Here is an 11,577-nt window from a genome sequence, read left to right as displayed (position 1 = left end):
CTTAAAGCACGGGGGCTTTTAACTCTTTTCGCTTCTCTATGTCGGTTATAGGGTCGCCGCTAATATATCTGTGAAAAACAAGTGCAATGTGCTCCCTGACAATATCCATTTTTTCTCCCAAAGCCTTGTTGATGGAACTCTCACCGGCTTCCAGCTTGTCCAAATGTTGCCAGACCACCACAGTTCCCTGCCCTTGCCTGAGCAAATCGTCTGCAAGTGGCAGCAGCTTAATATCCTCTGTTTCAGGGACACACAAAACCCAGTCTTTACGTTGTGCAATCAGATCAAGATCCCAACATCTGCCCGACAGACTACCGTTCTTTAAGCTGATGACAGTAAGTTTTCGACACTGAGAAAGGGAAGCTGTTTTCAACCCCAGTCCAAACCTGCCGAGGTCTTTCACTGAGCGAGCATCTTCGGGATCTTTGCTTCCATGGCGCATCGCCGAAGTAAGCTCATCAGATTCCATCCCCAAACCATCATCAAGTACAGCCACATAAGGATTGTCATGCGGAGAATAACGTATTGATATTTTCTTTGCCCCTGCCGAAATGCTGTTGTCAATCAGATCTGCTACCGCCGTCTCAAGAGAGTATCCAACCGATCTCACGGAATTAAGTAAAGCATGTGCATTGGGAGGTAAGATAATTTCTGACATACTTACTCCCCTGTAAAAATCAGTGATCGAATTATCATTTAATAAATCCTGTAAGTTGTCTGGCAATTTTTTCCATCATAAGCGGAGGCACTGCATTTCCGATCTGCCTGTAGGCGGATGTTCTGATTCGTCCCTCTTTGGCTCCCTCAAAATAGTAATCGTCAGGAAATGTCTGCAATCTTGCAGCCTCTCGTACAGAGATAGAGCGGTTTTGCTCTATGTCAGGGTGAATGTAATAGTGGCCGTCTTTTGCAATATGTGCTGCAACGGTTTGTGAATACGGCAAGTTTGCCGCTACGACCTTAAATCTGTCCAAAAAAGAATTTCTATTTTTATGAGTCTTGAGCCTTTCAGGAAGATCATTGTAGTCAAGCCGCTCTTCATTGCGTTTCCACTTTTCAACAGCTATTCTATAAATCTCTTTATCCTGGTCTGTGTGGGGTCTTGCGACATGCTGCGTAAGAATATTAATACCATTCCTTATTTTTGCAATACGAAGGTAATCGGTTACATCAGAGGTACTATATGTGGAATATTTATCAATACCCTCACCCGCCTGTAATTCAGGCAGGTCTTGAAATATATCGCAAACCTTATGTTCTGGATTACCATTATCTGCCAGCTCACCAATTGAAATATCAAGGTCTTTATGCCATCCTATGATTATTATTCTCTTTCTGTTTTGAAGTACGCCAAATTTATTAGTATTAACAATAATCGGTTCTACTACATACCCGAGTGCGCCGAAATATCTCTGAATATTCCTGAAATATTTTCCACTTTCGGCAGACAGTAATCCAACGACATTTTCAAAGACAAACATCCTGGGGTTATACCTCTTAAGAAATATTCCATACTGCACGTAGAGATAATTCCTCGGGTCACCCTGCATACCGTCTTCATCACGGGACCTCCCTATAACAGAATAAGCCTGACAAGGCGGCCCTCCAATTATTACATCAATGTCTTTCCCACCATTTATACTGTCTATTATCTGAAAAATCGTTTGATTAGTTTTTACGCCTATGGGGATATTGATCACAGATTTGAGAATATGAGGAGGTACAAACGAGTATAGCTGATCTCGTGTAATCTCCCCTTTTAGATATTGAATATAAATATCCATCTTCTCATTTTCAGACAGGTAATAATACGCAAGCCTTGTCTTTAAAGTAAAACATGCGGCTGCATCAGCTTCAACATGGGCAATCGGTTCAAGTCCGGCCCTCCTGAAACCTTCTGATAAACCACCTGCTCCTGCAAATAAATCAATATATCTCATTTTATAAGTTCCGACTCAAGCTGAGACAAGGTTTTCTCCCTGTTCTTTGGTCGTAAGCTGCATTCAAATATAGTTATGATTTTCCAACCCAGCGTACTCAATTTCCTTGTGCTTTCAGCATCCACCTGTTTGTTCCTGTTTATTTTGTCAATCCACCATTCTCTGCGGGTATGGGGTATCACAAAATACTCACACCCCTCATGCCCGTGCCAGAAGCAGCCATGAATAAAAACAACAGTCTTATATTTTGGGAAAACAAGGTCAGGCGTGCCCGGCAGAGCCCTGTCATGCAGTTTATATCTGAAACCTTTTCTAAACAAGAACTTCCTGACAAGAATTTCCGGTTTGGTATCCTTGCTCCTGATCCTTGACATGTTATAGCTTCTGGTTTTTTTATCATGTACATCCGTCATAACGTCAATCTGAGTTTAATACTTTTTCATTCTGTACATAAGGCAACCTTTAAAAGATACATCGCAAATGTTTACAGGGCTCCAGCTTGTTCGCCATCATCCTGAGTCCCCTCACAGCCTCTGAATCTAAGCCAACTCCAACAAATTTCCTCGCTATATCAGACTTTTGTAATAACATCCCCTCCGTCTTTAGCATTATAACACAATATCATTATTAATGTTGATAACGAATCGTAACGATTGTATGGACACAAAAGATATGGCGTTTGCCATCTTTGTAATTGCACGCTGCTGAAAGACCATTTTGCGCTGAACAGGAAACTCCTTGGCAATCGTGTAAAAAATCTCTTTTGCATAAAATGTTTGGCTGAACATCTGAATTGCACGGAGGAGGATTTGCTGATAAAAATTGAAGAGTTTAAAGAGCAGGGATGCACATTATTTTAAAACTGGATTTTATAAGGGAAGGATTATTTTGAAATAATCCTCCCCTTATTTTTTTCTCTTTAGAACAGACCTTTTACCTTGCCGGTCTCTACGTCAACGTCAACCCTTCTGTACGCCGGGTCACTTGATGTGCCTGGCATTAGCTTTATATCTCCGGCTACCGGGACGACAAATCCCGCGCCTTTAAAGAGCAATATATCTCTTACGAACAGTCTCCAGTCCTTTGGCACTCCCTTCTTGTTCGGATTGTCAGAGACGCTCAGGTGGGTTTTGACCATACATGTGCCGAGTTTGCTGAGTTCCGGGTCGGCCTCTATCGCCTTCGCCTTTTTGAGTGCGTCAGGGGAGTAGTCCACGCCGTCTGCCGCGTATATCTGTGTGGCTATCTTCTCAATTCTCTGCGTCAGAGGCATCTCAAGCGGATACAGGAACTGGAAGTTGTTCTCCTCGTTACATGCGTCAACTACCGCGTCTGCCAGCTCAAGGGCACCTTCGCCACCCTTTTCCCAATGCCTGGACAGCGCTACTCTTGCCCCGGCTGCCTCGGCGTTCTTTCTTACGATATTGATTTCCGCATCGGTATCAGTGTAAAATGCGTTTATACATACGACGGGATTGATTCCGGCGGATTTTATGTTTTTAATGTGATGGATAAGGTTTATGCAGCCCTTGTCCACCCAGCCGACGTTTTCACCCTTGTACTCATCGGGAATAGGCTTGCCTGGTACGGGAATCGGCGCTCCACCGTGGCATTTCAATGCCCTTATCGTTGCTACGATTACGGCGGCGTTTGGCTTCAGGCCGGAGTAACGGCATTTTAAATTCCAGAACTTCTCAAACCCTATGTCCGCCCCAAAGCCGGATTCTGTCACGTTGTAATCGGCGAGCTTCAAACCCACTCTGTCCGCGATTATTGAGGACTGCCCTATCGCTATATTGGCAAACGGCCCTGCGTGAACCAACACCGGCTGCCCCTCTATTGTCTGAAGCAGGTTCGGATTTAAGGCCTCAACCATCCATGCCGTCATAGCACCGTCAACTTCGAGGTCCCTCGTTGTAACAGGGGCACCCTTCTTGTCATAGGCCACAACTATCTTGCCCATTCTGTCTCTGAAATCTTTCAGGTCGGTAGCCACCGCCAATATCGCCATTATCTCGGAGGAGACGGCTATGTCAAAACGCGACTCCATCATAAAGCCGTCCATCCTGCCGCCTATTCCTATTATCATCTTCCTCAGTGACTGGGCGCAAAAGTCCATTATCCAGCCTTGCTGCACGCGGCGTGGGTCAATGTCGAGCCTCCTGAGTTTCCTCTTGGCAAGCTGGTCGTCGGTGTAGTTCAGCTCATGCTGCATCCTTGAAGTCAGCGCTACCATCGAAAGATTGTGGGAGTTGATTATGGCATTGATGTCGCCCGTAAGGCCAAGTGAAAACGGGGTCAGGGGGACGCACTGCGAAAGGCCTCCGCCCGCCGCCGAGCCTTTGATGTTCATCGTCGGGCCGCCGGAGGGCTGTCTTATTGCCGCTATGACGCTCTTTTTCCTCTTGCCAAGCCCCTGTACGAGGCCGATAGTAGATGTTGACTTGCCTTCGCCAAGTGGTGTGGGGGTTATGGCGGTAACGTCAATGTACTTGCCGTTGGGCTTGTCTGCCAGACGGCTTAACAGGCGCTTAAAGTCAATTTTTGCCACGTAGTGGCCGTGAGGAAGGAGTTCGTCCTTTGGCAGTCCTAACTCCTCGGCCAGTTGATACACTGTCTTCATGTTTTTTTCCGCTGCTTCGGCTATTTCCCAGTCAGCGTGTTTTGTTGGGTCAAGCGGCATGATTTTTGTCCTCCTGTACTTTTTCTAATTTTACGGCACAGACCTTCAGCTCCGGTATCTTGCAAATTGGGTCATATACGGGATTTGTCAGCACGTTGGCGGCCGCCTCGCTGTAATGGAATGGGATAAACACCACCCCTACATCCGGCACGTTTGTAACCTTTGCCTTCAACGTGATTGAGCCTCTGCGCGAGGTTACCTGCACCATGGCGCCATTGTCTATGCTCATCCGACCTGCGTCTGCAGGGTTGATTTCTACGTATGCCTCGTGTGCCGCCGTGTCTATTGCCTTTACGCGGCGCGTCATCGTGCCCGTGTGGTATTGGAGCAGTTGCCTGCCCGTTGACAGCGTAAAGGGATACTCCTCATCCGGCAGCTCCAGTGAGGGGTTAAATTTAATAGCAGAGAACTTTGCCTTGCCTATCGGGAATGTGTCTTTAAACATGTATGGTGTGCCAGGATGCTCAGGCGTTGGGCATGGCCATTGAATCCCGTGCCTTTCTATGCGACTGTAAGTTATGCCGGCGATGTTTTGCCACAGACGCCCCACCTCGGCAAACACCTCAGACATATCGCCATAGTTCATATCATATCCCATAGCGCGGGAGAGCTCCATGATTATCGCAGAATCATCCCTTGCGCCACCGGGTGGGTTTAGTGCCTTTCTTACCCTTTGAACGCGACGGTCAGTATTGGTAAACGTGCCGTCTTTTTCGGCGAAACACGCGGCAGGCAAAACGACATCGGCCAGTTCCGCCGTCTTTGTCATAAAAATATCCTGCACCACTAAAAGCTCCAGGTTTTTTAGCGCATGGATGGTGTGTTTCTGGTCCGGGTCGCTCATAACGGGATTTTCGCCCATGATATACATTGCCTTCAGCTTACCGGCCTCGGCGGCATACATCATATCAATCGCCGTCATCCCTATCTTGTCCGGGAGTTTTACCTTCCATTCCGCCTCAAACTTCGCCCTCACTGCATCGTCTGTTACCTTCTGATAACCCGGAAATACGTTCGGGGCGCAGGCCATATCGCTTGCCCCCTGGACATTGTTCTGTCCCCTCAATGGATTAAGCCCCACCGATTCGCGCCCGAGGTTGCCGGCCATCAGGACAAGGTTGGCAACGCTAAACACATTGTCTGTGCCGTGGCTGTGCTGCGTAATGCCCATTGTGTAGTATATGGCGGCGCGTTTCCCCGCGGCATAAATCCTTGCCGCCTCGATTATCTTTTCTTTTGGCACGCCGGTTATCTTTTCACCTACCTCCGGCGTATATTCCTCCACGGCCTCGGCGACCTTACTAAAACCCTCTGTGCGCTCTTCTATGAACTTCTTATTTATAAGGTCTTCTTTTATCATCACGTGCATCATGGTGTTAAGCAGCGCCACGTCCGTGCCGTGTCTCTGCTTGAGCCACAGATGGGCATGCTTGACCAACGGTATGCGCCGCGGGTCGGCGATTATCAGCTTCGCCCCTTTTTTCACTGCCTTGAGCATCCTCAACGCCACAATCGGGTGATTCTCCTTCGTGTTTGAGCCGATTACAAACAGTACATCGTTATTCTCAGTCTCAGGGACAGAGTTTGTCATTACGCCCGAACCAAATACTGTGACCAGACCGGCCACCGTGGGGCTGTGTCAGAGACGGGCGCAGTGGTCAACATTGTTCGTCCCTATCACCGCGCGCATAAATTTTTGAAACAGGTAATTCTCCTCATTCGTGCATCTGGCCGAGGACAGTCCGGCAAGGGCGTCAGGGCCGTGGTCATCACGTATTTTCTTGAACTTAGTTGCAATATAAGAGATGGCCTCGTCCCATGTTGCCTCTGTGAATTTACCATCTTTTTTTATCAATGGGGTCTTGAGCCTGTCAGGGCTGTTTATGAATTCGTAACCAAATCTGCCCTTTACGCAAAGCCATCCCTCGTTATGTGTATCGGCCTTTGATGAGACACGCGCTATCTCGTTGCCCCGAACATGGAGATTCAACTGACAGCCGCAGCCGCAGTACGAGCAGGTCGTCTCGACTTCCTTTACATTAATACTGCGTCCTTTCTTTGCCCAAATACGCCCTGTAAGCGCCCCTGTTGGGCATACGCTGACACACTGGCCGCAGAACTCGCAGTCCAAATCTCTCTCGAACGAAGGGCATACCTTCGCGTCAAATCCCCTGTAGGCTATGTCTATGGCACCCACACCCTGCACCTCGTTGCACACGCGCACGCACTGGCCGCACAGGATGCACTTGTCCATATTTCGCTCAAGAAACGGATTGCCGTCTGTCTTCGTATATTGCCTTCTCTTGCCGTAGAACCTGTTTTCTCTAAGCCCATAGAAATAGGCGAACTCCTGGAGCTTGCAATCCCCCGCACGCTCACATATCATGCAGTCGTTGGGATGGTCGGAAAGCAGCAGCTCAATGACCGTTTTTCTCAATCTTTCCACCGTAGGGGTGGCGGTCTTTACCTTCATCCCCTCTGTCACCGGCGTCGTACACGATGTCGTGGGCTTGGGCATCCCCTCTACCTCGACGAGGCAAAGCCGACAGCCGCCATAAGGCTCCAAGGCGGGATTGTCACAGAGCGTGGGGATATATATCCCATAGTCTCTGGCTGTCTGAAGGATTGTTGCACCGGGGGCAGCCTCCACCTCTTTGCCGTCTATCGTTAACTTAATACTCATCGTCAATCCTCCTTTGCTCGTATTTTGCCAAATCCAACTCCTGAAAAAATATTTATTCCAAGGGCGGCGCCCCTGCAAATCACCAAAGCTTCAAATGATCAAATCACCCACATCATTTTCGGGTACGCACTGCAAAGGCCCGTGGCCATAAGCCCTGAGGGCCGCCATCGCGGGCGAATTTAAGCTCACTGCCATCGTTGAAGTATAAGACCCACACGACGGACGTGCCGTCAAACTCGCTTGACCACACAGAACACTTTTTCCTCATACCAGCATCATAAAGACCTCTCAGCTCCGCCATATTAGGCATACGCCAGCCGCCACCACCAACTGTGAGCTTCGCCACCCATGAATTTGCCTGATCCCAGGTTGTAGGCTCTTCAGGGCCTTCGTACCATTGAAGTCCTGTGCCAGTGTCTGTAAGTATCCCCACGTTGTCAACTATAAGCTCAGACTGCTTCCCAAATCCATAACATAAAGACAAGGAAAGAATTAACACTACAAAAACTGTCCCTGATAATTTCATATGCGGTCTCCTCTGGATTCCTGCTTTCGCAGGAATGACAGAAAAGGCAAGACAAATGACAGACAAGGCAGGGAAAATGAACACATGTATCTGTCACTCCTACAAAAGATAGATGTGTCATTCCTGCAAAAGATAGATGTGTCATTCCTGCGAAAGCAGGAATCCAGTCCTTGATTAACGTAGCTACCTGCATAAGTAATTAAAAAAATCACTTCTTTAACACCGCCTTAAACTTACACGCGTCAAAGCATGAACCGCACTTGATACACAACTCCGGGGCTATAAAATGCGGCTTCTTCTTTTCGCCCGTTATGGCGTTTACGGGGCAGGCCCTTGCACAGGCCATGCAACCGGTACACGTATCCTCTTTAATAGTAAACGTTATCAGGGGCTTACAGACGGCCGCCGGACAGCGTTTCTCTTCGATATGGGCAGCATACTCCTCTCTGAAATTCCTCAGCGTACTAAGAACCGGATTCGGGGCAGTCTGCCCAAGGCCGCAGAGACTAGCGGCGCGAATATCCTCGGAGAGCGCTTCAAGCAACTCCAGGTCGCCCTTTCTGCCCTTGCCGTTGGTTATCCTCTCAAGTATCTCATACAGCCTCTTCGTGCCTATCCTGCACGGCGTACACTTCCCGCAGGACTCGGACTGGGTAAACTCAAGGAAGAACTTAGCAATGTTCACCATGCAGTTGTCCTCATCAAGGACAATCATGCCACCAGAGCCTACAATAGAGCCGGCCTTTGCGATACTCTCATAATCAACGGGCGTGTCAAGCATCGCCGTCGTAAGACAGCCGCCCGAAGGCCCACCAGTCTGAACCGCCTTAAATGCCTTGTCATTGGGAATTCCGCCACCTATGTCGTAGATTATCTCGCGCAGGGTTATCCCCATAGGGATCTCTATCAATCCACCGCGGTTAATCTTCCCCGCAAGCGCAAAGACCTTCGTCCCCTTGCTCTTTTCAGTACCAAAGGATGAGAACCACTCAGCGCCCTTTACGATGATTCGGGGAACATTAGCAAGCGTCTCCACATTATTAATTACCGTGGGCTTGCCCCATAGTCCTTTTTGGGCTGGAAACGGCGGTTTTGCACGCGGCATCCCCCTAAGGCCCTCTATTGAGGCGATGAGCGCGGTTTCCTCTCCGCATACAAATGCCCCGGCACCCTCTTTTATTTTAATGTTGAATTTGAATCCTGAATTTAACACGCTGTCGCCAAGAAAACCCCTCTCATGCGCCGCCGCGATGGCAACTTTCAGGTTGCTGATTGCCAGCGGGTACTCGGCACGACAGTATACATAGCCATAATTTGCCCCTATGCTGTAACCGCCAATGAGCATCCCCTCGATTATCGCGTGGGGGTCGCCCTCAAGGACGCTCCTGTCCATAAATGCACCGGGGTCACCCTCGTCGGCGTTGCAGATAATATATTTAATGTCAGACTGCGCCTTATTGCAAAACTCCCACTTTAGCCCTGTGGGAAACCCCGCGCCGCCTCTTCCCCTCAGGCCGGAGGCCTTAATTATCTCTATCGCCGCCTTGGGGTCACCTGTGGCAATCACCTTTTTCACGGCCTCATACCCGCCGTGGCTGATGTAGTCCTCTATTGACAGGGGGTCTATGAACCCACAGTTTGACAGCACCACCCGCTCCTGCTTGTTCATATAGGGGAGTTGGCTAAAAACAGGTATATCATCGTATGCCTTTCCATAGGAGGGCATCTGGGCCAGGGCATATTTGATTACCGGCACATTTTCCGCGGCGTGGGAGTTGATTATCTCCTCTACTGACGCCGTCGTCACATTGCCATACGTCACGCGCGCAAACCCATCAACCACAACATCCACAAGCACCTCGCTGTGGCACATCCCTATGCAAGAGGTTGAGGATAATTTTATGTCTAACCCTTTTGCCTTAGCCAGCTCTCCGGCGAGGGCATAGATACCTGAGGCACCGGCCGTTATGCCGCACGTCCCCATTCCTACGATTATCTCTGTCTTAGCCTTTTTTCCCATTTCCCTCACCATCCATATATTTTTCCAATTGCTTTTTTGCCTTCTGCGGCGTCATCTTACCGTAGACATCTTTGCCGACGATAAATATCGGTGCCCTCGCACACGCCCCCACACAAGCCACATGCTCTACGGTAAAATTCCCGTCAGGGGTAGTCTCACCGACGCCGCAATGAAGCATCGTTTGAACATCGTCGCTAATCTTCTCTGAACCCTTGACATGGCAGGCCGTGCCGCGGCATATCTTCACTACATTTTTACCCGGCTTGACAAGGTGAAACTGGCCATAGAATGTGGCCACTCCGTAAAACCGCGAGGCAGACAATCCCGTCTGCTGCGAGACCCATGAGACGGCCTCCTCGGGGATGTAGCCATACCTTACCTCCATGTCCTGCAGTATTGAGACGATACTACCCTCGCTTTGATAATATTTGGCGAGTATGTCGTTTAAGCCTTCCATTGGAACACCCTCTTGAAACATATCGGGATACCCTCCTCATGCCTGTGTTTTACTTTCGAGTAATTGTTTTCAGAGCCTCAAGCCGACAAGTCTAACATGAATTCGATACAATGGTCAATACATTCACAAAAAGTAATTTTTGAATATAAAAAAATTGAGCGGCGGTTGCCATAAAAATAAGTCTTACGCTATTATAGTGGGTGGTCGTAGTGCGATCAGTGTCCGAAATAATATCGGGAAGCGTTATTAAAGAGATGTCAGGAGGTTTACTTATGGATAAACAGCACACGCCTTTGAAGGAGGTGCGTGAACTTGCACAAAAATTTACACCTCAGGAAATTGAAACCTGTATCACCAATCAGCTTCAGGACGGGGTAAATGAATGCCGAATGGGGACTTCCACAGACCACGTTATAAATGAGTTGTCGAAGGCCGAATTTGTGCGCTCAAAGATGGAAACCGGCGCATCCCTCACTGACGCAATGCGTGAGCTGGCAAAGAGCATACGCAGTGTGCAAAGCGGCTTTGGCGCGCAGGGCCAACCTGATTCTTAACACACAAAGGCAACCCGATTCTTAATCAGAATCAGGGCAACCCCTTTATTTTACGGGCGTAATCTTATCGGGAAGTCTGTCAGGGAATTTGTCGGTAAATTTATCAGTCGCCGCCGACCCTGTGGTATTTCCAATCCACACGTGGACTCTTGCCTCCTGCTGCCAGCCGCCCGGGCCGACTATATGAACTACGCAGTTTTTATTAGGTTTCTTAAAGGCTATAATTGCGTTATTTCTTGCAAACGACGACGCCATAAACTCCCAGCCCTTCTTTGGCATCTGTGTCTTGAAAAATCTGACGATAGAATCAACGGTAACATTAGCCGAGTAAACCAAAGACCCGCCTACAAAACTCGCCGTGTTCATTAAGATAGACTCCCCTTCTACCAGTTTTAGCTCTTCGGGAATGTCAATGTCTTCGAAATCGGTACCCATTAGTGAAATCTGCGAGGGAGCGGTCGGCGTTGCAGGGGGCGGATTTTCCTGACGGGCCTGGCTGTTGTCTCCCTTGAATAAAGTTGTCCCGGCGCACCCTGCCGTGAATGAAAACAACAACATGACAATAAATATCTTATACATCATTAAAAACCTCCTTAAACAAACATTAGTGGGGGCAGTATAGCATAATGCCGGGGCCAACTGCAATTAGTGTCACGATTCCCCAGCGATTCTCGGTGAAGGCAAGAACGATACTGGTAGTATGTATAGTATAAT

The 11,577-nt window shown here is 48.6% G+C and carries 10 protein-coding genes; 1 reads left to right on the top strand and 9 read right to left on the bottom strand.

Features of this window, described 5'->3' with window-relative positions; genetic code table 11:
- Position 1: 1 nt before the first annotated feature.
- From AB7D94_RS13740 to AB7D94_RS13705, 8 genes are all read right to left on the bottom strand, one after another.
- Positions 2–658, bottom strand: a complete 657-nt coding sequence (locus AB7D94_RS13740; RefSeq protein WP_420266489.1) for an ATP-binding protein — start codon at positions 656–658, stop codon at positions 2–4.
- A gap of 34 nt (positions 659–692) precedes the next feature.
- Positions 693–1,940, bottom strand: coding sequence for a DNA cytosine methyltransferase (locus tag AB7D94_RS13735; protein ID WP_420266488.1), 1,248 nt, complete (start codon positions 1,938–1,940; stop codon positions 693–695).
- The gene (locus AB7D94_RS13730) at positions 1,937–2,353 is read right to left on the bottom strand and encodes a very short patch repair endonuclease (RefSeq protein WP_420266486.1); all 417 of its coding nucleotides are present in this window, start codon (positions 2,351–2,353) and stop codon (positions 1,937–1,939) included. The genes AB7D94_RS13735 and AB7D94_RS13730 overlap by 4 nt, the downstream gene beginning before the upstream one ends.
- A gap of 506 nt (positions 2,354–2,859) precedes the next feature.
- Complete coding sequence (locus tag AB7D94_RS13725) at positions 2,860–4,623, bottom strand: formate--tetrahydrofolate ligase (RefSeq protein WP_420266485.1); 1,764 nt, start codon at positions 4,621–4,623, stop codon at positions 2,860–2,862.
- Positions 4,613–7,306, bottom strand: coding sequence for a formate dehydrogenase subunit alpha (gene fdhF / locus AB7D94_RS13720; RefSeq protein ID WP_420266483.1), 2,694 nt, complete (start codon positions 7,304–7,306; stop codon positions 4,613–4,615). Before fdhF ends, AB7D94_RS13725 begins: the two co-directional genes overlap by 11 nt.
- A gap of 112 nt (positions 7,307–7,418) precedes the next feature.
- A complete protein-coding gene (locus AB7D94_RS13715) occupies positions 7,419–7,832 on the bottom strand; it encodes an Lcl domain-containing protein (protein WP_420266482.1) in 414 nt (137 codons plus the stop codon).
- 208 nt (positions 7,833–8,040) lie between these two features.
- Entirely contained in the window at positions 8,041–9,852 is a 1,812-nt protein-coding gene (gene nuoF / locus AB7D94_RS13710) for an NADH-quinone oxidoreductase subunit NuoF (RefSeq protein WP_420266481.1), read from the bottom strand.
- Positions 9,836–10,309: an NADH-quinone oxidoreductase subunit NuoE family protein gene (locus tag AB7D94_RS13705; RefSeq protein WP_420266479.1), complete on the bottom strand. Its 474-nt coding sequence runs from the start codon at positions 10,307–10,309 to the stop codon at positions 9,836–9,838. The genes nuoF and AB7D94_RS13705 overlap by 17 nt, the downstream gene beginning before the upstream one ends.
- Before the next feature lie 272 nt (positions 10,310–10,581).
- Between AB7D94_RS13705 and AB7D94_RS13700 the strand changes: the two genes are divergently transcribed.
- Positions 10,582–10,863, top strand: a complete 282-nt coding sequence (locus AB7D94_RS13700; protein ID WP_420266477.1) for a hypothetical protein — start codon at positions 10,582–10,584, stop codon at positions 10,861–10,863.
- Between the two features lie 45 nt (positions 10,864–10,908).
- On the opposite strand, the gene AB7D94_RS13695 is transcribed toward AB7D94_RS13700, so the two are convergent.
- A complete protein-coding gene (locus AB7D94_RS13695) occupies positions 10,909–11,445 on the bottom strand; it encodes a hypothetical protein (protein ID WP_420266476.1) in 537 nt (178 codons plus the stop codon).
- Positions 11,446–11,577 lie beyond the last annotated feature (132 nt).

It is taken from the genome of Candidatus Magnetominusculus dajiuhuensis (assembly GCF_046044395.1).
In the GTDB taxonomy this organism is placed as follows: domain Bacteria; phylum Nitrospirota; class Thermodesulfovibrionia; order Thermodesulfovibrionales; family Magnetobacteriaceae; genus Magnetominusculus; species Magnetominusculus dajiuhuensis.
This window is presented reverse-complemented; position numbering and strand designations above follow the sequence as displayed.

What these genes read in the sequence shown, in the direction of transcription:
- AB7D94_RS13740 (WP_420266489.1), bottom strand. Translation starts at nt 658, where the DNA reads ATGTCAGAAATTATCTTACCTCCCAATGCACATGCTTTACTTAATTCC.
- AB7D94_RS13735 (WP_420266488.1), bottom strand. Translation starts at nt 1,940, where the DNA reads ATGAGATATATTGATTTATTTGCAGGAGCAGGTGGTTTATCAGAAGGT.
- AB7D94_RS13730 (WP_420266486.1), bottom strand. Translation starts at nt 2,353, where the DNA reads ATGACGGATGTACATGATAAAAAAACCAGAAGCTATAACATGTCAAGG.
- AB7D94_RS13725 (WP_420266485.1), bottom strand. Translation starts at nt 4,623, where the DNA reads ATGCCGCTTGACCCAACAAAACACGCTGACTGGGAAATAGCCGAAGCA.
- AB7D94_RS13715 (WP_420266482.1), bottom strand. Translation starts at nt 7,832, where the DNA reads ATGAAATTATCAGGGACAGTTTTTGTAGTGTTAATTCTTTCCTTGTCT.
- nuoF (WP_420266481.1), bottom strand. Translation starts at nt 9,852, where the DNA reads ATGGGAAAAAAGGCTAAGACAGAGATAATCGTAGGAATGGGGACGTGC.
- AB7D94_RS13705 (WP_420266479.1), bottom strand. Translation starts at nt 10,309, where the DNA reads ATGGAAGGCTTAAACGACATACTCGCCAAATATTATCAAAGCGAGGGT.
- AB7D94_RS13700 (WP_420266477.1), top strand. Translation starts at nt 10,582, where the DNA reads ATGGATAAACAGCACACGCCTTTGAAGGAGGTGCGTGAACTTGCACAA.
- AB7D94_RS13695 (WP_420266476.1), bottom strand. Translation starts at nt 11,445, where the DNA reads ATGATGTATAAGATATTTATTGTCATGTTGTTGTTTTCATTCACGGCA.